60 protein-coding genes are annotated in these 25,117 nt (G+C 31.8%); 3 read left to right on the top strand and 57 right to left on the bottom strand.

Going from position 1 to position 25,117, the window contains the following annotated elements; translation table 11 throughout:
- Nucleotides 1-165: 165 nt before the first annotated feature.
- The gene (locus DWZ63_RS10755) at nt 166-432 is read right to left on the bottom strand and encodes a hypothetical protein (RefSeq protein WP_118499882.1); all 267 of its coding nucleotides are present in this window, start codon (nt 430-432) and stop codon (nt 166-168) included.
- A gap of 16 nt (nt 433-448) precedes the next feature.
- Nucleotides 449-808, bottom strand: coding sequence for a type II toxin-antitoxin system PemK/MazF family toxin (locus DWZ63_RS10750; protein ID WP_118499881.1), 360 nt, complete (start codon nt 806-808; stop codon nt 449-451).
- Between the two features lie 140 nt (nt 809-948).
- On the opposite strand from DWZ63_RS10750, the gene DWZ63_RS15770 reads away from it, so the two are divergent.
- Nucleotides 949-1,161 (top strand): helix-turn-helix transcriptional regulator, encoded by a 213-nt coding sequence (locus tag DWZ63_RS15770; protein WP_182431502.1) that lies wholly within the window; start codon nt 949-951, stop codon nt 1,159-1,161.
- An 18-nt stretch (nt 1,162-1,179) separates the two neighbouring features.
- Here the strand turns inward: DWZ63_RS15770 and DWZ63_RS10740 are convergent, their stop codons facing one another.
- The 51 genes from DWZ63_RS10740 to DWZ63_RS15740 all read right to left on the bottom strand — a co-directional run bounded on the left by DWZ63_RS10740 (nt 1,180) and on the right by DWZ63_RS15740 (nt 20,131).
- Nucleotides 1,180-2,160, bottom strand: a complete 981-nt coding sequence (locus DWZ63_RS10740) for a tyrosine-type recombinase/integrase (protein WP_118499879.1) — start codon at nt 2,158-2,160, stop codon at nt 1,180-1,182.
- 1 nt (nt 2,161) lies between these two features.
- Nucleotides 2,162-2,470 carry a hypothetical protein gene (locus DWZ63_RS10735; RefSeq protein WP_118499878.1) on the bottom strand — a complete coding sequence of 103 codons (309 nt, stop codon included), beginning with the start codon at nt 2,468-2,470 and terminating at the stop codon, nt 2,162-2,164.
- Between the two features lie 70 nt (nt 2,471-2,540).
- Complete coding sequence (locus DWZ63_RS10730) at nt 2,541-2,738, bottom strand: hypothetical protein (protein WP_118499877.1); 198 nt, start codon at nt 2,736-2,738, stop codon at nt 2,541-2,543.
- A gap of 40 nt (nt 2,739-2,778) precedes the next feature.
- On the bottom strand, nt 2,779-3,474 hold the full coding sequence (locus DWZ63_RS10725; protein WP_118499876.1) for a hypothetical protein: 696 nt from the start codon (nt 3,472-3,474) through the stop codon (nt 2,779-2,781).
- A 20-nt stretch (nt 3,475-3,494) separates the two neighbouring features.
- Complete coding sequence (locus DWZ63_RS10720; RefSeq protein ID WP_147353226.1) at nt 3,495-3,698, bottom strand: hypothetical protein; 204 nt, start codon at nt 3,696-3,698, stop codon at nt 3,495-3,497.
- A gap of 67 nt (nt 3,699-3,765) precedes the next feature.
- Entirely contained in the window at nt 3,766-4,431 is a 666-nt protein-coding gene (locus DWZ63_RS10715) for a hypothetical protein (RefSeq protein ID WP_118499874.1), read from the bottom strand.
- Between the two features lie 38 nt (nt 4,432-4,469).
- The gene (locus DWZ63_RS15765) at nt 4,470-4,640 is read right to left on the bottom strand and encodes a hypothetical protein (RefSeq protein WP_182431501.1); all 171 of its coding nucleotides are present in this window, start codon (nt 4,638-4,640) and stop codon (nt 4,470-4,472) included.
- A 28-nt stretch (nt 4,641-4,668) separates the two neighbouring features.
- Nucleotides 4,669-4,899 (bottom strand): hypothetical protein, encoded by a 231-nt coding sequence (locus DWZ63_RS10710; protein WP_118499873.1) that lies wholly within the window; start codon nt 4,897-4,899, stop codon nt 4,669-4,671.
- Between the two features lie 42 nt (nt 4,900-4,941).
- Nucleotides 4,942-5,103 carry a hypothetical protein gene (locus DWZ63_RS15760; RefSeq protein WP_182431500.1) on the bottom strand — a complete coding sequence of 54 codons (162 nt, stop codon included), beginning with the start codon at nt 5,101-5,103 and terminating at the stop codon, nt 4,942-4,944.
- A gap of 85 nt (nt 5,104-5,188) precedes the next feature.
- Entirely contained in the window at nt 5,189-5,524 is a 336-nt protein-coding gene (locus DWZ63_RS10705) for a type II toxin-antitoxin system PemK/MazF family toxin (protein WP_118499872.1), read from the bottom strand.
- Nucleotides 5,524-5,841 carry a type II toxin-antitoxin system RelB/DinJ family antitoxin gene (locus DWZ63_RS10700; protein WP_118499871.1) on the bottom strand — a complete coding sequence of 106 codons (318 nt, stop codon included), beginning with the start codon at nt 5,839-5,841 and terminating at the stop codon, nt 5,524-5,526. Before DWZ63_RS10700 ends, DWZ63_RS10705 begins: the two co-directional genes overlap by 1 nt.
- 92 nt (nt 5,842-5,933) lie before the next feature.
- Nucleotides 5,934-6,473 carry a hypothetical protein gene (locus DWZ63_RS10695; RefSeq protein ID WP_118499870.1) on the bottom strand — a complete coding sequence of 180 codons (540 nt, stop codon included), beginning with the start codon at nt 6,471-6,473 and terminating at the stop codon, nt 5,934-5,936.
- 37 nt (nt 6,474-6,510) lie between these two features.
- Nucleotides 6,511-7,149, bottom strand: coding sequence for a hypothetical protein (locus DWZ63_RS10690; RefSeq protein ID WP_118499869.1), 639 nt, complete (start codon nt 7,147-7,149; stop codon nt 6,511-6,513).
- An 18-nt stretch (nt 7,150-7,167) separates the two neighbouring features.
- Nucleotides 7,168-7,326, bottom strand: a complete 159-nt coding sequence (locus tag DWZ63_RS15755; protein ID WP_182431499.1) for a hypothetical protein — start codon at nt 7,324-7,326, stop codon at nt 7,168-7,170.
- A 79-nt stretch (nt 7,327-7,405) separates the two neighbouring features.
- On the bottom strand, nt 7,406-7,630 hold the full coding sequence (locus tag DWZ63_RS10685) for a hypothetical protein (RefSeq protein ID WP_118499868.1): 225 nt from the start codon (nt 7,628-7,630) through the stop codon (nt 7,406-7,408).
- Nucleotides 7,631-7,670: 40 nt separating this feature from the next.
- Nucleotides 7,671-7,901, bottom strand: coding sequence for a hypothetical protein (locus DWZ63_RS10680; protein ID WP_118499867.1), 231 nt, complete (start codon nt 7,899-7,901; stop codon nt 7,671-7,673).
- A 27-nt stretch (nt 7,902-7,928) separates the two neighbouring features.
- Entirely contained in the window at nt 7,929-8,351 is a 423-nt protein-coding gene (locus tag DWZ63_RS10675; RefSeq protein WP_118499866.1) for a hypothetical protein, read from the bottom strand.
- 18 nt (nt 8,352-8,369) lie between these two features.
- Nucleotides 8,370-8,588 (bottom strand): hypothetical protein, encoded by a 219-nt coding sequence (locus DWZ63_RS10670; protein WP_147353225.1) that lies wholly within the window; start codon nt 8,586-8,588, stop codon nt 8,370-8,372.
- Between the two features lie 19 nt (nt 8,589-8,607).
- Nucleotides 8,608-9,132, bottom strand: coding sequence for a hypothetical protein (locus tag DWZ63_RS10665; RefSeq protein ID WP_118499864.1), 525 nt, complete (start codon nt 9,130-9,132; stop codon nt 8,608-8,610).
- Nucleotides 9,119-9,346 (bottom strand): hypothetical protein, encoded by a 228-nt coding sequence (locus DWZ63_RS10660; RefSeq protein WP_118499863.1) that lies wholly within the window; start codon nt 9,344-9,346, stop codon nt 9,119-9,121. Before DWZ63_RS10660 ends, DWZ63_RS10665 begins: the two co-directional genes overlap by 14 nt.
- A 6-nt stretch (nt 9,347-9,352) precedes the next feature.
- Complete coding sequence (locus tag DWZ63_RS10655) at nt 9,353-9,550, bottom strand: hypothetical protein (RefSeq protein ID WP_147353224.1); 198 nt, start codon at nt 9,548-9,550, stop codon at nt 9,353-9,355.
- Nucleotides 9,547-9,744, bottom strand: coding sequence for a hypothetical protein (locus tag DWZ63_RS10650; RefSeq protein ID WP_118499861.1), 198 nt, complete (start codon nt 9,742-9,744; stop codon nt 9,547-9,549). The genes DWZ63_RS10655 and DWZ63_RS10650 overlap by 4 nt, the downstream gene beginning before the upstream one ends.
- Nucleotides 9,745-9,755: 11 nt before the next feature.
- Nucleotides 9,756-10,037, bottom strand: a complete 282-nt coding sequence (locus tag DWZ63_RS10645) for a hypothetical protein (protein WP_118499860.1) — start codon at nt 10,035-10,037, stop codon at nt 9,756-9,758.
- Between the two features lie 5 nt (nt 10,038-10,042).
- Entirely contained in the window at nt 10,043-10,408 is a 366-nt protein-coding gene (locus tag DWZ63_RS10640; protein WP_118499859.1) for a hypothetical protein, read from the bottom strand.
- A gap of 39 nt (nt 10,409-10,447) precedes the next feature.
- Entirely contained in the window at nt 10,448-10,810 is a 363-nt protein-coding gene (locus tag DWZ63_RS10635) for a hypothetical protein (RefSeq protein WP_182431498.1), read from the bottom strand.
- A 2-nt stretch (nt 10,811-10,812) separates the two neighbouring features.
- A complete protein-coding gene (locus DWZ63_RS10630) occupies nt 10,813-11,010 on the bottom strand; it encodes a hypothetical protein (RefSeq protein ID WP_118499858.1) in 198 nt (65 codons plus the stop codon).
- Nucleotides 11,007-11,327 carry a hypothetical protein gene (locus DWZ63_RS10625; protein WP_118499857.1) on the bottom strand — a complete coding sequence of 107 codons (321 nt, stop codon included), beginning with the start codon at nt 11,325-11,327 and terminating at the stop codon, nt 11,007-11,009. The genes DWZ63_RS10630 and DWZ63_RS10625 overlap by 4 nt, the downstream gene beginning before the upstream one ends.
- 14 nt (nt 11,328-11,341) lie before the next feature.
- Complete coding sequence (locus DWZ63_RS10620) at nt 11,342-11,533, bottom strand: hypothetical protein (protein ID WP_118499856.1); 192 nt, start codon at nt 11,531-11,533, stop codon at nt 11,342-11,344.
- An 18-nt stretch (nt 11,534-11,551) separates the two neighbouring features.
- Nucleotides 11,552-11,740 (bottom strand): hypothetical protein, encoded by a 189-nt coding sequence (locus DWZ63_RS10615; RefSeq protein WP_118499855.1) that lies wholly within the window; start codon nt 11,738-11,740, stop codon nt 11,552-11,554.
- A gap of 47 nt (nt 11,741-11,787) precedes the next feature.
- A complete protein-coding gene (locus tag DWZ63_RS10610; protein ID WP_118499854.1) occupies nt 11,788-12,093 on the bottom strand; it encodes a hypothetical protein in 306 nt (101 codons plus the stop codon).
- Between the two features lie 12 nt (nt 12,094-12,105).
- Nucleotides 12,106-12,591, bottom strand: a complete 486-nt coding sequence (locus DWZ63_RS10605) for a hypothetical protein (RefSeq protein ID WP_118499853.1) — start codon at nt 12,589-12,591, stop codon at nt 12,106-12,108.
- 18 nt (nt 12,592-12,609) lie between these two features.
- On the bottom strand, nt 12,610-13,353 hold the full coding sequence (locus tag DWZ63_RS10600; RefSeq protein WP_118499852.1) for a hypothetical protein: 744 nt from the start codon (nt 13,351-13,353) through the stop codon (nt 12,610-12,612).
- Nucleotides 13,354-13,420: 67 nt separating this feature from the next.
- Complete coding sequence (locus DWZ63_RS10595; protein ID WP_118499851.1) at nt 13,421-13,666, bottom strand: hypothetical protein; 246 nt, start codon at nt 13,664-13,666, stop codon at nt 13,421-13,423.
- Between the two features lie 45 nt (nt 13,667-13,711).
- Nucleotides 13,712-14,035, bottom strand: coding sequence for a hypothetical protein (locus DWZ63_RS10590; protein ID WP_118499850.1), 324 nt, complete (start codon nt 14,033-14,035; stop codon nt 13,712-13,714).
- A complete protein-coding gene (locus tag DWZ63_RS10585; protein WP_118499849.1) occupies nt 14,007-14,342 on the bottom strand; it encodes a hypothetical protein in 336 nt (111 codons plus the stop codon). The genes DWZ63_RS10590 and DWZ63_RS10585 overlap by 29 nt, the downstream gene beginning before the upstream one ends.
- Before the next feature lie 14 nt (nt 14,343-14,356).
- Nucleotides 14,357-14,701, bottom strand: coding sequence for a hypothetical protein (locus DWZ63_RS10580; RefSeq protein WP_118499848.1), 345 nt, complete (start codon nt 14,699-14,701; stop codon nt 14,357-14,359).
- Nucleotides 14,702-14,715: 14 nt separating this feature from the next.
- A complete protein-coding gene (locus DWZ63_RS10575) occupies nt 14,716-15,033 on the bottom strand; it encodes a hypothetical protein (RefSeq protein ID WP_118499847.1) in 318 nt (105 codons plus the stop codon).
- An 18-nt stretch (nt 15,034-15,051) separates the two neighbouring features.
- On the bottom strand, nt 15,052-15,462 hold the full coding sequence (locus DWZ63_RS10570; protein WP_118499846.1) for a hypothetical protein: 411 nt from the start codon (nt 15,460-15,462) through the stop codon (nt 15,052-15,054).
- A gap of 20 nt (nt 15,463-15,482) precedes the next feature.
- A complete protein-coding gene (locus tag DWZ63_RS10565) occupies nt 15,483-15,695 on the bottom strand; it encodes a hypothetical protein (protein ID WP_118499845.1) in 213 nt (70 codons plus the stop codon).
- Nucleotides 15,696-15,731: 36 nt separating this feature from the next.
- Complete coding sequence (locus DWZ63_RS15750; RefSeq protein ID WP_182431497.1) at nt 15,732-15,908, bottom strand: hypothetical protein; 177 nt, start codon at nt 15,906-15,908, stop codon at nt 15,732-15,734.
- 40 nt (nt 15,909-15,948) lie between these two features.
- On the bottom strand, nt 15,949-16,377 hold the full coding sequence (locus DWZ63_RS10560; protein WP_118499844.1) for a hypothetical protein: 429 nt from the start codon (nt 16,375-16,377) through the stop codon (nt 15,949-15,951).
- Between the two features lie 29 nt (nt 16,378-16,406).
- Nucleotides 16,407-16,673 carry a hypothetical protein gene (locus tag DWZ63_RS10555; RefSeq protein WP_118499843.1) on the bottom strand — a complete coding sequence of 89 codons (267 nt, stop codon included), beginning with the start codon at nt 16,671-16,673 and terminating at the stop codon, nt 16,407-16,409.
- Nucleotides 16,674-16,711: 38 nt separating this feature from the next.
- Nucleotides 16,712-16,930: a hypothetical protein gene (locus tag DWZ63_RS10550; RefSeq protein WP_147353223.1), complete on the bottom strand. Its 219-nt coding sequence runs from the start codon at nt 16,928-16,930 to the stop codon at nt 16,712-16,714.
- Between the two features lie 33 nt (nt 16,931-16,963).
- Nucleotides 16,964-17,119, bottom strand: coding sequence for a hypothetical protein (locus DWZ63_RS15745; protein WP_182431496.1), 156 nt, complete (start codon nt 17,117-17,119; stop codon nt 16,964-16,966).
- 19 nt (nt 17,120-17,138) lie between these two features.
- On the bottom strand, nt 17,139-17,567 hold the full coding sequence (locus tag DWZ63_RS10545) for a hypothetical protein (RefSeq protein WP_118499841.1): 429 nt from the start codon (nt 17,565-17,567) through the stop codon (nt 17,139-17,141).
- A 13-nt stretch (nt 17,568-17,580) separates the two neighbouring features.
- On the bottom strand, nt 17,581-17,922 hold the full coding sequence (locus DWZ63_RS10540; RefSeq protein ID WP_118499840.1) for a hypothetical protein: 342 nt from the start codon (nt 17,920-17,922) through the stop codon (nt 17,581-17,583).
- On the bottom strand, nt 17,923-18,135 hold the full coding sequence (locus DWZ63_RS10535; RefSeq protein ID WP_118499839.1) for a type II toxin-antitoxin system HicA family toxin: 213 nt from the start codon (nt 18,133-18,135) through the stop codon (nt 17,923-17,925).
- Between the two features lie 33 nt (nt 18,136-18,168).
- Nucleotides 18,169-19,284, bottom strand: a complete 1,116-nt coding sequence (locus DWZ63_RS10530; protein ID WP_118499838.1) for a helix-turn-helix transcriptional regulator — start codon at nt 19,282-19,284, stop codon at nt 18,169-18,171.
- 207 nt (nt 19,285-19,491) lie between these two features.
- Nucleotides 19,492-19,677 carry a hypothetical protein gene (locus DWZ63_RS10525; RefSeq protein ID WP_118499837.1) on the bottom strand — a complete coding sequence of 62 codons (186 nt, stop codon included), beginning with the start codon at nt 19,675-19,677 and terminating at the stop codon, nt 19,492-19,494.
- A gap of 6 nt (nt 19,678-19,683) precedes the next feature.
- Entirely contained in the window at nt 19,684-19,917 is a 234-nt protein-coding gene (locus DWZ63_RS10520; RefSeq protein ID WP_118499836.1) for a hypothetical protein, read from the bottom strand.
- Nucleotides 19,918-19,978: 61 nt separating this feature from the next.
- Nucleotides 19,979-20,131 carry a hypothetical protein gene (locus tag DWZ63_RS15740; protein ID WP_182431495.1) on the bottom strand — a complete coding sequence of 51 codons (153 nt, stop codon included), beginning with the start codon at nt 20,129-20,131 and terminating at the stop codon, nt 19,979-19,981.
- A 71-nt stretch (nt 20,132-20,202) separates the two neighbouring features.
- On the opposite strand from DWZ63_RS15740, the gene DWZ63_RS10515 reads away from it, so the two are divergent.
- Nucleotides 20,203-20,493: a hypothetical protein gene (locus DWZ63_RS10515; protein ID WP_118499835.1), complete on the top strand. Its 291-nt coding sequence runs from the start codon at nt 20,203-20,205 to the stop codon at nt 20,491-20,493.
- A gap of 13 nt (nt 20,494-20,506) precedes the next feature.
- On the opposite strand, the gene DWZ63_RS10510 is transcribed toward DWZ63_RS10515, so the two are convergent.
- From DWZ63_RS10510 to DWZ63_RS10495, 4 genes are all read right to left on the bottom strand, one after another.
- Entirely contained in the window at nt 20,507-20,713 is a 207-nt protein-coding gene (locus DWZ63_RS10510; protein WP_118499834.1) for a hypothetical protein, read from the bottom strand.
- Nucleotides 20,714-20,814: 101 nt separating this feature from the next.
- A complete protein-coding gene (locus DWZ63_RS10505) occupies nt 20,815-21,150 on the bottom strand; it encodes a hypothetical protein (protein ID WP_118499833.1) in 336 nt (111 codons plus the stop codon).
- Between the two features lie 13 nt (nt 21,151-21,163).
- Nucleotides 21,164-21,442 carry a helix-turn-helix transcriptional regulator gene (locus tag DWZ63_RS10500; protein WP_118499832.1) on the bottom strand — a complete coding sequence of 93 codons (279 nt, stop codon included), beginning with the start codon at nt 21,440-21,442 and terminating at the stop codon, nt 21,164-21,166.
- A gap of 152 nt (nt 21,443-21,594) precedes the next feature.
- Nucleotides 21,595-22,185 carry a hypothetical protein gene (locus tag DWZ63_RS10495; RefSeq protein WP_118499831.1) on the bottom strand — a complete coding sequence of 197 codons (591 nt, stop codon included), beginning with the start codon at nt 22,183-22,185 and terminating at the stop codon, nt 21,595-21,597.
- A 1,931-nt stretch (nt 22,186-24,116) separates the two neighbouring features.
- On the opposite strand from DWZ63_RS10495, the gene DWZ63_RS10490 reads away from it, so the two are divergent.
- Entirely contained in the window at nt 24,117-25,094 is a 978-nt protein-coding gene (locus DWZ63_RS10490) for a DUF3825 domain-containing protein (protein WP_118499830.1), read from the top strand.
- Nucleotides 25,095-25,117 lie beyond the last annotated feature (23 nt).

Here is a 25,117-nt window from a genome sequence, read left to right as displayed (position 1 = left end):
GTAATATATCCCTACCTAATAATTGCAAAGATAGAAGCAAAGCAGAAAGATGTTCCCAGCATCGTTTGAATCACTTGCTTCTATCTTATTTTTTATATTTTATATCATACACCGAACATACATTCTTGTCAATATTTTTTCAAAATATATGTTCGATAGTTTATTTTATTTTTTATATAGTATTGTATGCAAATATCCTTTTGGTACACTCTCCTGTAAATCTGAAAATACCTTCAATTGTGCCGAGAAATCATCACACAGTTTAGCAATTGTAGCAGCTTCTTCAAGAATGTTATGGCATTCTCCAAACTTTTTCTTTTTAAACCCAATATTACAATCAGGATTTTCAAGATCCTGTTTAGATACAAGAACAACTGCATCTTTTTTAGCAACCTTCTTTGCTTCTTCAAGACTCATAACTACATATTCCATAATTATTTCCCCCCTTTTAAATCTCCAAATCTCCAAAATTCGCATCATATACAGTTTTCACCTTCTTTTTTTCCTGTAATTTTATGATTGAACCAAGTTTTTTCAAAATTCTTTCTTTTGAAATCTGTCTTACGCACTCACCAAGGAGTATTGAATCTTTACTTAATCCCTTCTCTAAATCTTTACAAAAGAAGGAATGAGTTGACTGATGAACATGCTTGATTTTGGTAGTAAAAGGCATTACAATAGTAGTACCAGAATATGTATTGCCTGTATTATTTTGTATAATAACGGCTGGTCTAATTCCACCCTGTTCCCCTGCAAAAATAACTTCACCAAAATCAACTAAAACAATATCGAATGTTTTCACTTCCATTTTTTCATTCCTCCTTCCTCTTATGTACCTTTGATATTTCATATTATATATCAATTCGTATTATATGTCAACATATATTATTGAAAAATATATTATTTTTTGATATTATACATATATATATTATAAAAAGGAGCATCATTATGATCGAATTAAATGTCAAATCAGTTCTTGAAAAACAAGGTAAAAGTCAATATTGGTTAGCAAAAGAAACGGGGATCTCACCAAACAATATAGGAAAAATATGCAATGGTGAAACCAAAAACATACGTTTGGATACAATGGATAAAATTTGCAATGCTTTGAATTGTATCCCAAACGATATCTTATTTTTTCAAAAGGACGATACTAAATAAGTACCGTCCTTTACATATTTATATAATTCTCATCTCATTTGCCATATCAATTGCAGCTTGATACTTATCTACATCATCCGTAAGCATTCTTATTATCTTTCCAAAATCATCAGATTTCAGAGAAATAACTGGCATATTCTTAACTATCTCATCTCCTTTACCTGCAAGTACGTTATGGATAAACTCTCCATGATCGTTGATTAACTGTCGATTTTTCTCTTCTGTTAAGCCAATATAATTCATTGTTGTCTGAAGATCAGTATGATTGAACAATTTCTGCAATGATAGTAGACAGTCAGGATCAAACGGATGTGTCTTATGAATCCAGTAGCCAAACGATTTACGTAAGCTGTGGCTCGATACCCGATATTGAATACCAGCATATTCAATTGCTTTCTTTAATTTCTTTCTATAATCATCAGTCTGCCATTTAACAATATCATTATATTCAACTTCCCAATATAAATAATCACCTAATGTCTCATACTTGTTTTGTTTTTTATAATCAGAAACAATCTTTTCTTTTCGTTTTTCGGAAAAATCTTTATCTAATTTTTCACACCAAAAATCCAACGTAAACACTTTGTAATGCCAGAATTCTCCTCTATGAATCCAATCTGTTTTAGGTTGATAATAGAAAATATATTCATCATAATGCCCCATTGGATTGATTTTGACGTGTGACAGATAATTGTCAACAGCTTCCCATACCATATTACTCACAGGAAGATTAGTAATCTTGCCTGTTTTCTGTTCTTCAATAGTATCAATTTCGCTCTTACGATTTCCATTCTCATAATACAGATCAGACCATCTCATCATTACTGTATCACCAATTCGTCTACCAAGCAGTAGCTCTAATAATGTAATAAGATATCCATCCCATTCATTATTCTTTTCAAACCACTCTACAACATTCTTAATATCAGACATATTCCAAAATGGCTGCACTTCTGTTTTACCTTTTTTCTTTGTTGCATAACTTCTTATCTGTGCCATGTTAATCAACCTCTCTTTCTACATACATATTCTCCGTTTGCCATTCAGGTAGCAGTTCATTATTCTCATCATAATATTTTGACTTCAACTGCATTGCTCGTCTCATTCGTTCACCCATGTCATCACACCATCTGACTTCTAAGTTCTTTGTTTTCATTTCCAAATGTGTACATAAACAAATTATATCCTTGACGTGATCTTTTTCTTTTGTATTTGATCTTGGAATACCACTGCCAACTTGATTCTCTCTTAGACATCTAAGACAAATAAATTTTGAACTTCGTTCTGGATGTCCATTTCTTTTACACATATTTATCACCTCATTTTTGCAACAAAAAAGAAGCAGTTAATTTCTGCTTCTATTTATTCTCTAACAATTTTTAAACCAATCCTTCAAAATAATTTTTATTGATAATATTTCTTCTATTTTTACATGTTTCAATAACTTCCCAATAGTATTCATCATCATATCCCATATAACAATTCGCAAATGCTACTGCTTCTTGTCTATTGTGTGCTTCTACAATTAAAATCTCTCCACTTAAACCTTCATCACCCAAAATATATATTTCATTCATTCCTATCCTCCAATTTACCTTGAAAGCAATTTTTCATCTCTTATTCCGATTCAATATCAACCGGATTTTCCAATTTTAAAATTTCATCTCTATGCTCTACCAACGCAGCACTTGCAATAGCATTTATTTTGTTCTGATAAAAAGATTCAATTTCTCCCTTTGCTTCCATAACAGTTTTATCCATCTGTTCATTGAACTGATCTGCAACAAATCCAATATTGCTACCAATATCAGAATTAAGCATATTCAATTTCATAAGAATCACTTCTTTGTCTTTTTTAGTTAAGTTCTTTTTCGATTCAAATAATGCAGCAACTTCATCAATCAATTCTTTTGATTTCTGCATTGCTTTATTTGTTTGTGTTTTAAATTCATCTGTAAATTGTTCTCTCTTGCTTACGAAATCGCATTCTGGAATTCTACCATCCTTTTCTGTATAACGAATTGTACATGGAATGCCAGTCCCACAACCAAAAGAAGTAATTGCTTCTGCAAATTGTGAATAACTCATTTCCACTTTTGCAATAGGCTTATCGCCAAAAATATTGTCACGATTTAATCCTCTTGTGATATCAGCATGTCTAAGTTCCATTGTAATAACATTACTATGCTCAATACTGCTACCAAATAATGGAGTTTTACCACCATACGCACGATTAAACATCAGCGTTCCATATGAAGGATGTGTTGTTTTTATTCCAAATTTTGTTTTTTCTACTTTATATTCATCTTCCATATATGTTTTTACCTCACTTTCTATATTATTAATTCTGCATTCTCATCTGTTTTCACAAATCCATTTATCTTAAATTGCTCTAATGCCATATAAATTTCTGAAATAGATTTACACCAAACAGTATCTTCATATCCTGCAAAGTGTACACTGAAAATATTACCAGGATGCTCGAAGATATTATCTATAAGTTTTTTATCTTTTCTTTGTAATATAATCTTTGACATATGTATCACACTCCATTCTATTTTATATAACATTATTCTCCATTTAAGACATGATAAAATCGTCATTTTAACCATTCATTTCATTTTTATATGATTGAATTCTGCGAGATAATTTTTCTTTGTAATCCTCGTCAGATGTATAAAGAATAATATTATCACCTTGTACATCAAAATGAACCTTTTCATCATCAAAAAATGCTTTATCACAAGTAAGTATAGTTCTTATTGGATGATTACAAAGCTGTAATCCTTTAGCAATACCAAGTTCATAATAAACTCCACCACGATTCCCTGTAAGATCAGCAATTAAAATAGTTGAGTCAGTTATATCATCCACAATTTTTCCAATAATAGAACCTTCGTATTCTTGGTCGTTCACCTTGACGATAGCATAATTAGCAGCTTGTACGATTGGTGTAAGAACATCTTTATACAGACGTTCTCTTTCATCATCGAAGCGCATTGCAACAAACACTTGATGTCTTGATTTAATTGGTGGAGGAGTTATTACATTTGCAATAGATTTATACGCCCGTTTTAAAATAGTAACAAGAGCATCATTATATTGCTTAAATACACCTCCATGTTCTTTTATCATTTTAATGTAATGTTTAGTTTCTGGTGAAAGTAAATTCATGTTTGACAAAACATCTTCAGAATCCATTGCCCATTCAGCTGCATTTGGTTTTAAAGGATTGTCAATTAATCTTTGTAATTCTTCTTTTTTGTTCATTTATATCACCTCTTCCAATCTCCCAAGTAAATCATTCTTTACTGATTCAAATACTCCATATCTACTTTTGAACAGTAATTGCAAATTCGATTTACATCGTCAAATGTCAATTCATTATGCTCTTTTAAAAATTCTAATAAGTTATATCTTACATTTTCGATTGCTTGACCATGACCATCACAATAACCTTCTATAAAATCTTGAGACATATAATCACCTCCAACTGTCACATGAAAGTTAAATTTCTTTGCCTCTATGTTCTATGAACCATCTATTTGCTATTGTATGAGTCAATTCAATTTGAAGCATTAATACAGTATTTGCTCCGAAATCTTTTTCATATTCTTTTTTAATTTCCCCCAATTCGTTATTATCTGGAAAACCAGATATTTTTTCTGCTTCAAGAAATTGTCCGTATAATACAGATAATTCTTCATCCGATTTTGTTTCAAATATATTCACATGCATAATGATTATTCTCCCTTCTTAACTTGAAACTTAGATTTCCTACTATTTGCTTTCGATAATTACATTGATTCCGTCAAGCTTCAATTCTCTTACTGTATTCTCTGCATTATACCAATCAAATTCTTCCGCATTGTCTTTTGATACCCATGCACCATTATTGTAGTATTTAATATCATTTTCTTTTTTTATAATATATTTACACATTATAATTCTCCTTTCCATTCCACAAGAAAACTTGGTTTCTTGTTACTTTAATATTCTCTGTTTTAATAAGTAATGGTGCTATAATTTATACAGCACCATTATCTTCTAAAAATTTTCTATACATGTTTTCAATTCTATTCAAATCATCCTTGTGTAAATCACCGATTTTGAATATAAAGCTATCTTTTGTAAGTAGCGTTACTTTTGATACTCTCGCAGTTGAAGCCAATCTCAGACTCGCTTCTTCCCAATAGATAATAGGAGTATCATAAGGATCTTCTTTTCTTGCCTTATGCTTTGTTATCTTGACAGATAATACACCAAGTAAATTTTCATCAAGCACAACAACAGGTCTATTCAGTATTCTACTTGGATCTTCTTCTAATGGAAATTCAACAAACCATACTTCTCCTTTGTTCATTATTCGATACCTCTTTCTTTTTTCATTTGCTCAAACATATCATCCCATTCTGATTCAGTTGCCCAATCGTCAACAGAAGATATTGTCGCTTTCCCTTCTTTATTGTAATTTGTATTTTTCATTGCTAACTGATATAATTTCAAGCCATATATTCCCGTATTCATATCAGGATGAAATGGTAAAGCCTGTTCTCTTACAGCTTGTTTAGCAGCCATTGTAAAGAAAGTAGTCATATCCATTCCAAGATTAGACATAAGCTCCTGTAATTGAGCTTTCAGTGTTTCATCAATTCTCATTGTTACATTTGTATTTGCCATATATATCACTCCTTTCTTTAATATTATTATATTCTCCATTTGCATCACTGTCAATACATTGTTATAACATTGCACATGAAACTATTATTCACTTAGAATATGTATTCTATATTATACAAATCAATCATTATGCATTTTTCAGTTGTACCTCTAAAGAAATTAAATTCCGTAGAATCCATTAATGGGGCGGTTTTTGTAAACTGTTTCCATATAGATTCTGTACACTTTTCCAAACCAGAATCTCCATAATAATCAGCTTCTATTTCACACCATGTAATATTTGATCCTTCAGGTATTTCAATGTGATTTCTGAATATTTTTGGAATAATTATCCGTTTGATCTGTGTCGGTAACACTTTACTAATTATATATTCTCTATAATCATTCTTATGAGAGTCATTATTTTTCATTTGATTTTCTTTTGCATCACAATCAACCTCCAACAATGCTGCACCATAATTAGGGAATGAGTTCTGTTTATCGGTCGGGCTAAATAAATATACCACCGATGTATCATTTTCTGCTCGTTTTCCTTCGTCCCAATTATTATTTCCGCACTCATCCATACTTAAAATTCCATTTTTAGTAATTGACTCTAAATCACAAATATCTACATTTTTGTACAATATCATTTTATCAACTCCGTTTTCTCTTCACTGCTTATTCATTTTAATCACTCCAATCTAATGAAAACATGTAGTCCCCCCATAGTTCATTTAAAACCTCTCCGCTTGGAATTCCTTCTAAATCATGACGATCATCATGCAACTTTTTATATTCTTGTTCCGTTATTTCAATTCCTCGATCTCCTGAAGCAGGTGATTGACAATTGTATTTATTTTGCCCTGGTTGCAAATACCACTTTCTGTAAGATGTTTTTTTAGTTTTTTTATTAAAAAATTCTCCAAAGCAAACAATTACTTTATCTGTTGTAACTTCTGTAGCCATCACCCTTTGAGTCATTGGATTGTATTTGTCATAAGTTGGTCTGCCACTTTTTATTGCACGAACTTTTTTCTCTTTTGCCTTGTTATTTTCTTGACGCATTCGTTCATCAAAAGAATCCCTATACACTTTTCCACTATGTACACCGATTGTCAAATTATGGGTATTCCCATATTTGTCTTCTTGTGTCCAACTATAAGTTTCCTCTCCATTGACATAATATTTTCCAGTTCTACCTATACAAGTTATATTTCCATTTGAATCTAAGGCTGTCGTATTTCTTTTCGTTTTTACATCATCAACTGCACGTCCTACGCTTGCAACACCTTTTAATCCTAACAATGCTAACATTTCTACTAACATATTTAATCACCATCTTTCCTATTTATTATACTTATCTGCCTTATTGTCAACGTAATCTTGAAAGTCATAACGACTTTTTCCATCGCCAAACTTCTGATTATTTTTTGGTTTGTTTCCTAAACTGCATAACCAAAAATAGATGCCCATTGTTAAAATAAATCCAATCAACTCTGCCATAATAACTACCCCCAGTTTTTTTATATTATATCATGTCTTGTGTCCTATTAAAAGGACAGCAAATTTCCGTTTCATTAGATTACTGATTAAATAGCATAATTGTTTTTATTCCATATTGGTCTGTATGGATAGTTGCCATACTGAATTTATATGATGTAGTTTCAATTTTCTCTTTAATAAATTTTTCTTTGTCTTCTGCATTATCAATATCAGAAATTTTGATTGTAATGCAAATTGATTTATTGAGTCCTTCTTTCGTATCACAAAGATACTTTCTTGCAATTTCTAAATATTTTTCTTCCATATAATTTCCTCACTTTCCGTAGTAAATCATTGTTTTATATTTACAATGGCTTACTAATATTACCATTGTTCCAAATCGCAATAACAGTTTTTTCAAGCTCTGGTGCTAATAATGGATTTGTACAATATCTTTGTACATATGCTCCACATTTACATTGCACAACACAATGATCTTGATTATTGAATCTGTTATATACAATTTCGACTTCTGCCTCACCACAATATTTACATGGATTTAATTTCACTTTATGTTTTTCTGTATGTGACTTCATATCAATTTCTCCAATCTTCCTAATAAATCATCGTTTCATTACTATATACATACCGGGTTCATCTACTGATTCATCTGCTTCAAAATAAGTAATTCCGTCTCTAATAATTGGTGCATCTTCTAATGATAAAATTGCATTTATAAAATCTTCTTTTGCGCAATTCCACATATCAATAAGCTCGCCACCATATTCAGCTAATGGGTCTACTTGATAACCAACATCTCCGTTATCACACAAGAAGATATAAATATCTCCCCAGTTAATACGAATCCAATCTGCATCAGTTCCACCAACTAAAGAACTCTCAATTTCTGCAAATTTCTTTGTATATTCCTGAATTTCCTTTGACTTATTATTTTGAAGTATATCTTCTGCTATTGCATTACAATAATTAAATTGTTTTATCAAATTCTCTTTTAGCTTACTCATAAAATCATCTCCATTCTTCACAGCAAATCCTCATTTCATTCACCTTAATACAATTAACTCTGCTTCTTCTGCATATTTTCTTGCAGCATCGTATCCATTTCTATTAAGTTCACCTTCAATACTGAACCAAAGTGAATCTAAAAAATTTGGAATAGATGCGAAATCTTTATTTGGATATTTTTCTCTATATCGTTTATACGCTATTTTATACAATTCATCTACTAAATCACGTTTCATCATATATCCTCCATTCTTCACAGTAAACCTCATTTTATGGTTATCCAAAATACTCAAGTTCTAAATAATCAGGTTCATCAATTAAACCAATTTCATCCATGTATTTTTTACAGGTATCTTTTAATGCTTTTTCTGATATATTTCTTTCAATATCATTAAGCTGCCAAGGATAGCCAGATCCAAACACAACAGACGCTAATGTATCACCACTATCATCTGGCATACAATAATCAAATCTAATCCCAGTTTCTCTTGACATGATATTAGCAATTATTGCACCTAATCCATAAGATCCATTATTCTCACACTCATAATCTTTAAAGAAATCTTCTAAATCATACTCATTTTCTGTATAATCGAGCAATTCATCATATAGTTTCTTTTCACATTCTGATTTAGTAAATGTTTCTTTATGATTTTTGATAAAATCAATTAATTTTCCCTCATCACAATCACAATTAAATCCAAATCCATATACAAAACTACTTCTCATACTCATAATGTTCACCATTTCCTTTCTAAAATTAAAACTTGAAACTCTTGTTTCAAGTTTATTTAACTTCAAATTTATAATAGCTTCCAAACCATACATGTTCAGGTTTCATGATTGTTCCAAGATTCTTTTTTACCTGACCACTATCATTATAGCCGTTATGCTCCATTTCCTTACAGTGTTCAGCTTTTTCTTCTTCTGTATCATAGTAAAATTGTTTAATTGTTTTAATGAGAATATCATTTTCTCTATATTTCTTAATTACGGTTTCCTCTGTAAGTTTCATATATCATCACTCCTTGTCATCTTCCCAATAAGCATTTACATCATCTTTATTATCATCGTCATCATCCCAACAATCAAATTTACATTTTGTTTTTGCTTTACAATCCCATTTCTTATCACAATAATAACAACATCTATCATCTTTGTAACTGCAATTGTCTGTTTCAGGCTTTACATATTTCCACATTTGTACATATATCATCACTCCATTTCTAACTCTCTTCTAATTACAGTATCAACAAACCATTCAAGTTCTTCTGGAATTTCCTTCTCGCACTCATATAATTTGTTGTGAAATTTTCCATCATTATATGTTTTAATTACAAATGATTCTTGATTGTATATCAACCAATACTCATTATCTCCTGTTTGTCTAAAGTGAATATCAATATCTCTCATTTTGCCACTCCTTAGTCTCTTAAATGATCGCTACCTTCATAGGTATTCACATTTTCCATTTTATAACAGCCTTCAGCCTTATCACTTTCTCCATTATCTTTCCATGTGATATATCCACCATAATGATTTTTAACTGCCTTAACAGCTTTATTCCATGAATATTGAATATCCTCATGTGTATTTACATATTCATCCCATAATTCTTTTGCTTTATCTAATGATTCAGCAACAACCATATAATAAAAGTCTACACAATATCCACTTGCTGTCCATCTAACTATAAATTCTCTCATTTACTTTATTCCTCCTCCAAATCTAATTCGTTATCACAATCTACTATTGCAGGAATTATATAATTACTTGGTGTTGCTCCATCTGAACAACTGCAATACATTCCATGCCAATGTACTGTGATATTATGTCCATAAACATCGTTCTCTTCACTATTTGTCTCAAACATTTCGTTCACTGCCATATCGTGCATTTTAACAAAATCTGAACGAGAAACTTTAATATCCGTTGTATTGCCCTTACCAGTTAACTGTATCATTGCTTTTCGTAGCATTTCATTTGACTTTTCAAGTTCCTCAACTTTGCTTTTTGTCATATTTAATAAGTTATATTCCTCAACTGTCATCATTACCATTCCATTTTCTGTTACCATAAAATCACTCTCCAATCTTAAAATGAAATTGCTATTTCTTTACATTGTCATTTTATGAATCTTATCCCAATCAATCTGATTAAACAGTTTGCTTCTAAAATTTTCCAACTCATCTGCCTTTTCACACTGCTCACAATAATCATCCACATCATCGAAATAATCATCTTCCGTCTCCATCCACCAATCTTCCCATTCGGACTCTTCTTCGTTCCAAATCTGAATACCGCCTGTATTGCAATAATCTGGTTTAATTCTGTTCTGTAACTGAAATGCGTCATAAGCAGCCAATAAATCCATAATCTTTTTGCCTTCTTCTACTGTATTAATTGGAATATAAAATGCTCCACCATCTGCCCCTACCTGTGGAATCCACCATACTCTTAATTTACTTATATTACTCAACCTCACTTTCCAACTCTGATCTTATCCAACTGCTTTTTTAATTTTCCATCATTAATCTCAACTTCATATCCAGACAAATAAGAAACAATGTCACTTGCTCTCTTGTTACTCCGTGTAATACATATAGGAATCCCATCAACTGAAATAACTGTTTTATATGTACTGTTATATTGCTTTACTCTTGTCTGCGTAATTTTCATTTTTCATCACTCCTTATTTTAAATAATTCATATTCTAACAACTCATACACTTCATCACTATGCTCATACACATACTTTTCAAATTCATCATAATCTCCGTCTTTTTCAGGAAAATCCGCATAAAATCTATCATACATTGGATCAGTTATTATATGTTCATTAAATAACTCTCCCTTGTATTCAAGTTCTGCATCAGCCCATTCTCCGTGTGAAATATATCCAATATCTTCAATTCCACAATAGTTTGGATATTCTTTCATTGGAAAACTTACTACACCATTTTTTATTACAAAATCTCTTTCTATTGTGCTTGTCATAATTTCACGCTCCTTTATAGTTCTCCAAGAATCCAATTCTCTGCAAAATTAAGTACAGTTTCCGGAATATTTTTAATTTCCTCTTCATCATAATTAAAAGTTTTCCCTACAACTTTTGCTGTAACCACATTATCCTCTTGATAAGTAATTTTGTATTCTTTTACATTTCCAATCTCCCTTATAAGTTCTACTCTTAATACATTCATATCTTATACCTCACTTTCTTAATCCCAATCACTAGGTAATTCAGGATGACATTCATATTGAAAATCATCTGCATTTAATTTATTGTGTTTTAAACAATATTCCAATTCTCTTCTTGTTAAATCTTCACATAATCCTTTTATATCTACACATTTCCCATCCATTTCCGAGTCATCTACATCAAATTCCCATATTGCTCTTACTATCATATTTGCTACCTCGCTTTCTCTTTAAGAAACAGTTCTTTCCTTTGATTTTATTCTGTTGGTTTAGCTTTTCTTACGAAGCCAATTTCCTGACACATATAATTTAACCAACTTGTATTATGATCAGCCAGTTTCTTTGTTTTCCTATATACTCCATTTTTATCAGCTTGCTTATTTTCAATACATCTTATCAACGTTTTATAATCATCAATAGGCACAATTTCCGCTGTAATTTTTGTGAAGCGATTAGTTGCTTTATAAACATTGTTTCCTAAAGACTCAATCTTACATAAAACCTCATTTTCGTCTGTATCTGTTCTAGTCCAAATATTATTTTCTATTTTGTCTACTATCATAATTGCTATCTCCTATCCAAAAATCGGTTCTCTTATAATGTTAATACTTCTACATCTTGTCAAGTCTACAACGCTTGTAATAGTTTTCCGTTTTGCTTTACTCTCTCCGTACGGATTAAATTCACCCTCAGTTACTTCATATCCAGTCTCCAACATGCAATTCTTACTCTGAATATATCTTTTCCATTCCTTATAACATCTTAATGCATCATGTAAATCATCTGGGCTATATCTAAGCTGCTGTGTATAATAGAACTCGTTTGAATCTTTCTTAAAGAAACAAATACATTTTCCTACAACTCGTGGTTTCTTTTCTTCTGCTCGTAATGCTCGTTTTAATTCAATTAATAACTTTTTGTTCTCTCCGCATACTGCTAAATATGCCAAACGACTTCTTACTTCTTCTGGGAAATTTATGTGCTTTCCATTTAAGGAAAATCCTACTGATTCAGGTGCATATTTATATCCACCCCAATGAAAATTTTCGTGTTTTCTCATATCAACCAACCTCACTTTCTATGCTATCTTTTCCCATTCAATATGTGTATCTTTTCTATGTGCTTCCCTTGATACGACAAGAATTTCTCCCTTGTAGTATCTAAACATAGTGTCATCTAAATGTGGTCTTGCTAAAATTTTCTGCCTTATTTCTTCAATTTCTCTTCCACCATGTTCAGCTTCATATTTTTCTAATGCCCATTCTAAATCCTCATAAAAGTCTAATAATGCACATTCAACCGCTTTTCTGTGCCTGATTTCCTTAATTTCATTCATTCGCTTTTCAGCATCCTCATAAGTCTCGAACACTTCATTCGGATATGCATCATTATGACTTCCATAACATTGTGTCCATGCAGGATATTTTTTCACAAGTCTATATGTATTATGATTAAATTCAGGTTCAATAATTGGCTCTACATTTTCCATTTTTACAAGATAACCATTATCAAATAACCACTGAATATCTAAAGGATTTTTGATGGATCTACCTTTCATTGCAGCATTGATTTTATCTTTCTTTTCCAGATCCTCTGTGACTGTATATAAATCTGTACTATAAGTCCATCCTTTAGGAACTTTCTTAAATTCCGTTTCTGACTGGAAATCATCAAATGGAACTCCGTTTATTAGTCTGATTTCTGGTGCTTTCAACCGTGATACTTTGTGAGTACATGTTGTTTTATACTCATATATTCCATATGATACATACATTCCAAACTGACTATCTTCAATGTAATAACAAACCCGATTTTGTTTCATTTTTCATTCTCCTTCCAATAAAATAAGACAGACACATTTGTTTGCGTCTGCCTTATTATTCTCTATATTAGTCTTCATCTTCTTCAAAATCAATATCATCTCTTTCAAATTCATCCGAATCAGAAAGATATTCTGCATTGGTTGCAACTGGAATTTCATCAATATGATTCTTTGCATAATCAAATGCAATATCATACTGTTCTTCTTCTGTTTTACCTTCTAACAATTCCATAGGAATATCAATTCCTACATCCCCCACGAATGTATAAGTCATTGCAATGTGCAATCTTTTTGTTTTCTTTTTATCTGCCATAATTATCACCTTTTACCTTTCTTATAAAATTACAATTTCATTTGATTACATTTCTTCATTATTATATGTATAATCAAAATCTCCATATTTTAATTCAGACTTAATAATATCCCTTGTTTCTGTTTCCCAATCCTTCCTGAATAGTTTTGCCTGTTCTTTTGGAGTATTTTCTTTGTCAACTAGCTTAAATTCTCCATCCACATAATCGTATCTTGTAGTGATAGGTTTATATTCCATGTTGCCTTCTTCAATCTCTTTCGAGATTTTCATCTTTAACTTCTGTTGAGATGTGCCAATGAATAAAAGTCTCATGCTGGAATACTCTTTCCATTCATTACAACTATGCAAGTAATATATTTGTTTTGCCATATTTTTGTCTCCTTTCAATACAACCTTGACACATACATTCATCAGCCACAATCATTTCTAATTTGTTGTCTTTATCACATACGAATCTGTCAATATTATATTTCCATCCATGACTCTGTACTATTCTGTCTGATCTGTCCCAATAACCAAGATTTTTCATTCCTGTAACAGAGCCGCTTTTATCTATGTTTGAATGAACACTAATTCCAAGTCCAGTTGAACCATCTTCAATCCACGCAATTCCATTTAATGTATCTCTATATAGATTCACATGTGGTTTTATTTCTCTTATAAACTGTTTTGCCATATAATCACGCTCCTTTACCACTCTGGCTCTTTATCAATTAAGCCTAAGTAAAACGCATCTTTTTCTCTGTTCCAAAAATGTTCTCGCAAATCAGCAAGTGTTTTAGTTCCATTTTTCAACGCTTCATAATCTGCAAGCACCATGTCATCGGTATATTTTGCATATTCGTTTCTATCAATACCTAACCTAAATCTCTTACCTGTTTTTATTAGCCCCCATTTGTTTGTGTTTTTTGCTATCGGATAAGCACCAATCATATATCCGTGTAAATCTGGATATGCTTTTGTGTTTTCACTATGCCAATCTTCAAGCTGTATTTTCGTTCCGTCTGATAAAACAGCCTTGTCAATTATTTTCATAACACTCAACCTCCTTAATCAAAGCAATCTCTTAATATTGCCATTTCTGAATTCCATTCCTGTCCACAACAATATTCAACTCTGTCTCTTTCAAAACTGTAATAAAGTCTGTTTAAAATTCCACAAGATTCAACATAATTCATACTTGCGTTCATAATTCTCTGTCTACGTCTGCCTCTTGCTGTATTCGCAACATATTCTCTGAATAATTTAAATAATTCATATCTTGTATCATCATCAATATCTTTCCATCCATCAACTTTTGATACATATCTTCCATCTAACACATTCTTGCAACTCAACTGTTCTGCGTCATTATATTTTTCAAACATACTAATCAACCTGCCTTTCTAATTTCTCCAACTTCTTGTCACTATGTCATATAAAGCTCCGTTTGCATCCTGGTATTCGTCATCTTCTGAATATGTAAACACATAGCATTTATGTCCACTGATATTTTTCGTTTCTCTTTCTCCATACAAGATTGCATATCTTTCTCTAAAACTTGCACTATTACACATTTCTCTCATTTCTTCATCTCGCTTTGGATTTCCACAAGCTGCCTGAACGCAGCCATATAACCATCCATTGAGATAGTCAATGTTGTAACAATACTGTCTCCATGAATCTGAATCATCAGTGAATACATAGAAACTTTCTCCATCGTCTCCTCTTGTAATCCGTGGATAACCAAAGTTTGCAATAAATGCCATCAGGTTATCTTTAATAATTTCCATTTCGTTTTTTGTAAAATCATACATAATTCATCCCCCTTTATAGTCTACTTATTGTAAAGTGATTTCACCATCTCCATACACTTCATCATCAGCCCAAAATCTGTATACTCTCCCAAATTGCTAATAATAAAAGTATCTTCCAAAACAGTAACTAACAACTTGTCTGCATTTTTGCAGTAATCAACTGTCACACGTCCATTGTCCGTATAGCAGTTTTCAGCAAACATCTCATTCATTTTGTCAACCCAATTTTCCATATTCATTTCCTCGCTTTCTTGTAATAAAATAGGCAGCTAGGTATTTATTCTCATAACTGCCTTTGCGGTTGCATTATTCTGTTTAGTATGACGCTTCTTATAAGTATCTTTCCATTTAGAAGCATTCTCTTTTGACAATCCAGCCCGTACTAACTGCTTTTCTATTCTGTCCTCAAAAGACAAATCCTTCCATCGTGGTTTTCTTTTAGTCATTTTCTTCACTCCTTCCTAAGAAATCTTAGTTTAATTTGCTTTATTCATCTGCTTCGGGGCATTCATTGTAAGCATCATCAATAAGCATTGTTACTTGACATTTTTCGCAATTATCATTTTCACAAAAGGCACATAATTTATCTCTTGCATCTAATAATTCTGCCAATTCATTCATGCTTATATTTTTATTATTCGCTTCATATTCTTCTTCCAAAAATGCTTTATAATATTCAACTTCATCAAATTCATTCTTTTCCATATCCTGCAATGTTGAATAAATCATTTCTGTAAGTTGTTCTTTGGTATATGACTCATATACTTCATCAGGTGTTAAATCTTCATCTTCACTTCCAATAAAGTAAAACCAAAATTCTCCAATTTGGCAAGCAATACAATCATCGTTTGGATTACTGATAATCTTTACTGTTCCATCACATAAGCCTTTAAAAATCATCTCTTTAAATGTCATAATATTTCCTCCAATGAAATGCGAATTTCTTACACCTCAAAAATTCTATAATAAGCACAATCTTCCAATGCATAATTTCTATCTTCTGTTTCTTTTGTATAGCCTTCTGCATATACAAGAACAACATCATCCTCTGACCAATCTAATACAGATGGTTCATATTCGCTTTCGTTTTTGATTGTGTTTACTTCTTCATCAAGATACTCATGAAGTGTTTTAATAGCTTCTTCCATTGTCTCACATTTCTTTGCAACACTACTTCCATCAAAATTATAAGTAATTGTAAAAATATACATTTCCCTTACCTACCTTTCTAATCTAATAAAACAAGCATTTAGTTTGTGTTCACTTCTTCAAAATAATCTGGTGTACATGAATAATCAACACCTACAATTCCTTTTGTACCCATATTTGTTTCAACTGTATATGTTCCGTCATGATGCTTAATTGCTCCATATACTTTACCAGCCGTCCAAACTGTAGCAAAATCATCATCGCCTGTTAAATCTTCTTCATAATCCTTTATACATCTTAACCGTCTTTTATATTTCATTTCTCTTACCTCCAATTCATAAGAAACACGCATTTACTGTTCCTCAACATTTACATTTTCAATGTGATGAATTTCTGGATAACTATCCATATCAATCATATAGTCAATGTGATGCTCCCACTTTTTAATTTCTTCTACACCTGCTTCATCATTTAATACAACAGTCATTGTTACTTTTACTTTTTTCATGCTATCACCATTTACCTTCCTATGAAATATCCATTTCTTCTATTCTGTAATGTGTCACTTCTTCAGTGTTATCATCATTTTCACAATAACACTGCACTTTAATAGTTTTATTATTCTGGTAAGCTTCATCACCTTCAGCTATTCCAAAACTAATTCCAGATTCACAATCTTCATTCAGATCATTTACCTCTTCCTCTGCTAAGATTTCAGCATAACTCCAAGCTTCTTCATAGGTTTTAAATTCTTTTTCTATTATCTCTTCATAAGGTGCTACATTTAACTTTGGATCAAAACACTCTCTTACCACCTTATATATCATATCTATGCACTCGACATAGCCACCTAATCCCTGTAACAAAATCTCTTCCGCTTTTTCGATAGCTTCCTCTTTTGAATTAGCTTTAACTTCTATCCCTATGTCCTTGCCTACCAAATTATATGTTTTCATTTTCCTTACCTCCTTATTCATTCCAATAATCATGCACTTGATACATGATTTGTTCTTTAGATAAACTTTCAACAGGAACTCCTCCACATTTTGCGTTGTGCAGAGCTTCTTCTCTTTCATCTTCTGTATATATATCTGCCTTCCTTCTCAATATATGAGAAGCTTTTTCTAAAGCAAATATTTTTTCTCTTTCATTTAAAAATGAATAATATATGCCATGTCCCCATTGCTCTCTCCATCTCTGTGATGGGTCGTAATCGCAAGCTACAATATAATTGTTGCTTGTTTCAATTAGTCCAAAGCATTTGCCTTCTGAATTGTTTAGTTTTAACAATTCTCTATGAAATTCTTTCATTTAACGCACCTCCAAATTCAATTTATAATCCCTAATTAATTTATGTCTAACCATCTTGTTAAGATGAGTATTTACAACTAATGTTTTCCCTGAAACTGCATTTACAAACATAAAATGGCTACCGCTTGATCTTCTACATTCGTAATTATTCACTTCCAATATAGGGACAAATTCTCGCATCTCTCTTGAAAGTCTTTTTGGTAATCCTCTCATATAATCTCACCTCTTTCATTTATATATTCGCTTTTATTTACTGATTTCTGCTGAAAGAATGTCATACAGTTCTGCTTTGCTTGTTATACAAGATATTTTACTTTCAAAATAAACAGCACCTTTGCAATTTTTCAGTAATTTTTCTTCAATCTCATCTCCGTATGTTGCGTATAAACTCTGTAATGCTTTTAAATTACGGATAATAAATACATTTTTCTTTGCTCCACACCAATCCAATTTAATAATCAAATCCAAAACTTTAATGAGTGTTTCCCTATCTCTTTCAACTAATCGTAACGCTTCTCCTGACGGATTTATTACACCTATTGGATTTTTTAATTTGTGCATTTCACTTGTAATTTGAATATTATATCCTTCAAATAAGTTCTTAAAGTCTATATATTCTTTTATATTTGCTTTAACTCCTGCTCTATATGTATCTGCAACGCTCATTGTTTTTCGCCCTGACTGCTGACCTAAGAATGTTAGAATTGCCTCATGCTCATTGCATTCTGTTATTTCCATTTGTGCCTGTATTAACGGTTCATCTTTCTTTTTTGCTTCTTCGTTTTTTCTAATAATTGCGACTAATCTATGTGCACCGTCAGCAACATCTAAAATCCCATCATGTATATAAATTTTAATTGGATCAAATTTATTCTCATTATAATTTTCTGCAATTTCAATGGTTTTTGCCATGTCTGTATCTCTTTGCCAATCTGGTATATGTACAAGTGTCGGATCAAGCAGTATGTATTTCTTTTTTGCTATACCAAAAGAATTATTCAAAGCAGTTTGTATCTTGCATTTAGCTGTCTTTTCATCAAATTCACAATGATTGTGAACCCATTTTTCTGTTTCAGTTGGTGTTAAATATCTAATAAATCCTTTCTGTTTTCGCACATACTCGACAGTCTTACTTGTATTATCCATAAAGTTATATCCTATATCATGTACTTCAATTTCTTTTTTGTTTATTTTCAAAATCATGCAAATCTTATCTGCTACTTTATCAGATGGATTTGCTACACCTGTTTCGTATTTCTGAATGGATGATTTTGATAATCCAATCCGTGAAGCCAATTCCATTCTTGAGATACCTTTTTCTATTCTGATTTCGCTCAGTTTCTTTCCGTTGATTTTACACATAATTTTTACCTTTTTAACCTTTCTATTAAAATAAGGCGATCATCTTTCTGACAATCGCCCTTTGCTTTTATATATTATTTATTTCTGTTTACTTGTTTCTTTTCCTGCACATGGCTCTTTTCTTGTTGTTTCACCACATACATTATAATACTTACACCCCTTACAAGTGGGTTTTTTTAAATCTACCATAAAAATCACCTCCTGTATTTATGCTTCAATTAAATCCGCAACATCACAGACCCTTGAATTGCGAATTATTTCAAGTTCATTTTCGACTTCGCACTCTGAAACTAATTGTTCAATTTTCTTTTTTGCCTTTTCAAGAATTTTATCCTGCTCAGGCTTTGACAGTGCACAAATGTATTGTGTCAATTTAGTGTGTATCATACTCATACAATCTCACCTCCTTAATTTATTCATTGCGTCACCTAAAATTGATGCAAATGATTTACTCTCGTTTGCATTTACATTTTCTCTTTTTTCTTGTCTTTTGGAGTACAAAAGTGTTTTATCCACTTCAATATACTCCATAAGTTTTACACCTGACAAAGATTCAACAGGTGTTACCCTGTTTGTATCAATTATGTCAACATCTTTTGACATTGGCACTATCCTAAAATTAAATGATTCCATTTTGTTATGTGTTCCTCCTAATATTTATTATTGTTTACTTATATTATTCGCCTTTATTCAATTAAAAAAGCGACATTAACTGTTTTGCTAACATCGCTTTGCTTTCGCCTGATTGTCTGATCCATTTCTCAGGTTTGTCCTTTTTGTATTTCCGTGATGACTTGCGTTGCATTGTGAACGCAAGGTTATTTGTTTTTATTCCTTTTGTTGTCATGTTGACTTCCTCCTTGCTTTTTACTGTACTCCCTTGTATAATAAATAATAAACACAAAGGAGGTATTTATTATGGATAAAATTAAAACAAGCGAACTTATTTCTAAACTTGCTTTAGCTTCCGAAGAAGCTTGTAAGTGTGAAGACGAGAATTTTTTTCGTGTGACAAATCTTGAACAATTACATAATCCAATCACGCCAGAGGATTTAGTAAAAGTTGTTCGTGCCACAACAGATTTTTCTCGTTTCGTTTACATTCGCACAATCTGTAAGACATTACAGGAGTTAGATATTATTGAAAATGATGTTGATGTTTTTAATAACGATGATTTCCGTAACGCTTTAGGAAAAGCATTTAAATAGGAAGTTGGCTACCTTAATCGGTAGCCTTTTCTTCTTTTGAGATACCAATATAATTGCGTGTTGTATTAGTATCTGTGTGTGAAAAGTGGTCAAGAATTTCTTCAAGTTCTCTTTCCGTTTCTGCCTGTGCCACATATGAGCCGTTAATATAAGCCATAGTGCTAGATTCTGTGTGTGAGATTCCAAAAGTTTCTCCATTTTTATTTGTGTACTGATACATAATTGTTTTCCTCCTTTTATTTTGCGTTTTTGGGTATAAAAATAGCACCCTATGTGATGGGTGCTTTGGTTTGCGTGGTTATATAAAGGAGTATATATTATTTATTCGTACTCTATATACTCCTTATCTGTTTCCTCAAACTCATTGATAAGTTTGAGCAATTCAGTTTCGGTTATCTGCTCAAATTCTCCACAACTATAGCCCGAATCATAACAACAATCATCACCTTCATAATGATCGTTGAAACTGCCACAACGAGGACAGTATGAGAAATCGGCAGTTGTACCGTAACTGATTTCCCATTTTCCGTTTTCAAGACGGTCATAGTCCGTCCAGAAACCATAGCTACCTCCGTTGTGACAACGATTAGGGTCGTAATCTGTGTAGTCGTTAAAGCGTACACAGGTTATCCCATTTAAATTATTTTTCTTATTCATTATAATCACTTCCTTACATATTCTTTAATTTCGCTTGAAGTTCTGCTATTTGGGCTTCTATTGCTTGTTTTTCTTCGTTTGCCTTGTTATATTCTGCGTCAGGTATCCATTCCATAATTTCGCTTGGTTGGACATGGAGATATTCACAGACTTTGTTTATAATGTCCGTATTCATTGGTTTGTTTTTTGAAAATTTAGCTGGCATATTTACAGAAATTCCAGCATTACACAATGATTTCCATTGCATGTTTCTATCTTGCAATATTTTTTCTAATTTTTTATATACAATCATATTATTTTACCTCCATTAGATACACCTCCATTCTATCACATAACTGTGTGATTTACAAGTAATTTGTGATAATGCACACTATAAAAGAGCAGACCTTTTGCGTTGATCTGCTCCTCTAACTATGCACTATTCTTTTATTATATCAAATTCAGTTACTTGATATACATTTCACAGAATACAGCCATGAAAAGTTTGTTAAACTGATTCTTTTTCATGGCGGTTACAAGAGTGCCATCCTCAACAATTTTCTTTGATGTGGCATACTTTGCGCCGAGTTTATCCGACATTGATTCTGCAAACTTGCTAATCTGTCCCTGAGAACATCCCTCAATGCCTAAATTAGAAAGAAATTCAGTAATAGCCTTGAGAAATTCACCGCGCTTACCGTCATTGATTTTAAGCGTATATGCCGTAAAGATATTTTCAGGAACGAAAACATAACTATCTTTCATAGCCTTGTTAAGCGGTTCAACAATCACCTGATGATTAGTTTCAGCCTTGCGGATCTCGTTGTCAATTTCGGTGCGTGGGAATTTTACAACAACCTCGTCAACAGACATTCCCTGCTTCATGTCATTGTCACGATTAGCAAGGATTGCGTCAAGCTTTGCTTTAAGTGGCTTCATTTCAGCCTTAAACCGTAAATCTTCTTCTGCTATTGCATAAGCTGATTCTTTAAATGTGTTGAGCTGATTGTGTGCAACCTCTGTCATTTTTGAAAAGTTAATCTGATTTTTAGCCATAATATATACTCCATCCATCCTAGTTTTAGCGTGGGGACATCCACGAACATTATTATTGTATAGTTTTAGTGTTTTACACACTGGCAAAAGGCTAGTGCTAGAGCTGATGTTACAATGACACAAACTACCATTTATTTTTGATTCAGAAAAGTCTGCACTCGTAGTGTGCCTAATGTTTTTCAGATAGACTTATCTAGCCTTAAAACACTATGTAAAACTTTGATGAGGGTTATAACCTTTTAATGATTACAACCCCTCGTTGTATCTCATCGCCCACAAGTGGAATTAGATACTATTATTAGTCATGTCTTAATAACTTTTATAAGTACGGACTTATAATCTACACCACTTTATAGTTATTGACCTCTAGGACTTGCACCACACACCATGTCACTATAGCCTTCAAATAGACAGACTGCTAGCGTGTTTGAGGTTTTCACTATCGCCTTATGGACTGCCCCTTATTCACATCCCTGCTTATAGGGCAGATTGTACCTCGTTTTAAATTGTAAAGAATGCGTTATCGTTATCCCGTCGGGGTCGTGAGAGTCATTGCACTTTTACAAGCACTATCTCACTGGATAAGCCCATCTTTACCGTAATTTAAAATTACAGACGGTACTACTATTTAATTATCAATGTGCAACCACAAAGTACATGAGTTGCAATAACCCACTTCCACCAAAAAGGCGGTATTATTGTGGTATTTAAAAAAAATATATTGAAATTTTCACCGAACTGTGATAGAGTTATAGATGGTTGGTCTATAGTCAGTCACTTCATTTTTCAGTGACGGCATAAGCCGTGGAGGTGTCAATGTTTATACATTGAAAATAAGTTAGTTGTTACTTGCTGACATTATGTAAAATGTCAACTAAGATTAGTATTGCCAACAAGTAGCAAACTAACTTTAACAAGATGTATATCATTGAATACACCTCCTTTTCTATGTAAAAAATTTGGACTTTTTACACTCCACCTAGTACGGGAGCAACCAAAAGTTTTACATAAAAACTTTTTTCAATATACAGTTTCCAAGGTACTTACCGTTTTGAGGTTATCCCCCTTGCGGTGATTTTATATTATCACACTTTCGTGTGATTGTCAAGTTGTAATTTTCCCGACCTTACAAGGAAGGCTCGTTTTACAGTACTTCTTTCAACTTGTCTATATCTTATCACATTTTTATGTGATTGTCAATAGCATTTTTGAAAACTTTTAAAAATTGTTTTCGTGTGTTGCTATGTTCTATTGACATTATCTATGTTATCACATGATTATGTTATTGTCAATGATAATTTTAAAAAAATTACGATAAATTTTTGTTCAGCTCAATATCAGCATAAAAACAGATGTTCGGAACACTTGTTCAACTTATCCAGTAAAGAAAAACCAAACTTTTGTTCGACTGCGGAAAAATGAAGAAATACCGCAGAAAAACATATGTTTGGGGGGGTAGTAAAAACCAAAACAAGTGTTCTTGTTTCTTATTCTGGGTATAGCAGCTTCATCTATACACCAACTAAAAAATAATCCATCATTTTTTATAATCAAAAAAAAAACAATCTCTTAAAATCCCACAAAAATTAAGCAAAATCCCAAATTTACTCCATTAAACCAGTTATCGTACCCCATATCGTTAAAACCAAACAAAATCAATACTTTTAGCCCTGTCAAACCCTATTTTTGAAAAATTCATGTTTCTAAAAATTCTATCTAAAAATTAAAAACTACCTATTATATAAGGCAAAATTCGATAACACTTTTTGTATCAAAAATTTACTATTCTCATCTTAAAAAACTTAACCTTCTATCGTCACATCTATTATCAACATAAAGGGGTATATAAAAACCATACAAAATCACTCCAATAAGAGAATAACTATATAATCAATACAAAAAATAATTATTCAACTTAAAGGAGAACTCAAATGAATACATATCTAATACCAACGACAGCAGCTTATTGCTACGAACCTTACGACCATATCTATCTCGTATATGCCAACACCCCATTAGAAGCATATCAAACAGCTTGCAATAATTTACAAGGTGAATACATACCACAAAAATTACAAAAATATGAATCATATCCATTTGAATTATATAAATCAGATAACACTGCTACTTTCCCATTTCCAGAATCTCAAAAATATGATATACTTACAGAAGCGTTTAAGAATACAAAAGGAGCTGAGCATATGGGGCATTTTAATGTAAACTGGAATGAATATACTGAACTTTTATCTAAAAAAGCAGATAAAGAAATTTGGTCAAATCCGACCTATCCTAATAATGGTATACTAACTAATTATTTAGTTCATACCTATAAACGTCTTAGAACAGAAAGACAAATTATAAGAAAAGATAATTATGCCTTATTTAATACAGGACTTTTTACAAAATATTATGAATCAATATATGCATATTCTGATCAAGAGTATAATGTATCATTTCTTACTGGGCATGAATTAAATCAACATGGAATATCTGAACGTCCACAAAAAGCCAATTATTTTGAAGATCCTTCTCTTTTATTGTTTGATTGGCATTATCCAATAGACATACATTTCAAGCATATTTTGGAAGATGAAAAGAATAAAGAAAGATTGCCAAAAGGATTTTTAGAAAAAGAAAATAAAATGTGCATCTTAACAGGCGCAGTTGAATTAATGAAACGTAGAGTTTCAGCAAATTATAAATTAGCAATTCCACAATGTTATGAAGATAAAATCCAATTATTACTTCCTTTATGTTTAGACACAGATGAAGGAAAACCTGATTTAGCTCTTGCAGTCACAAAATTAGATAATTGTTATCAAGGATATACATGCTTAACACTTGATATGGCATATAATAATGCTCGTCTCATAGCTAAACCAGAGTCTAGTTGGTTATATTCTAAATAAAAATTAATTATTTAAGGCAGATT

Origin of the sequence: Clostridium sp. AF34-13, from assembly GCF_003477845.1 — a bacterium.
Classification (GTDB): domain Bacteria; phylum Bacillota; class Clostridia; order Lachnospirales; family Lachnospiraceae; genus Butyribacter; species Butyribacter intestini.
The sequence above is the reverse complement of the archived record's forward strand: the minus strand, read 5'-3'. Positions and strand labels throughout refer to the sequence as shown.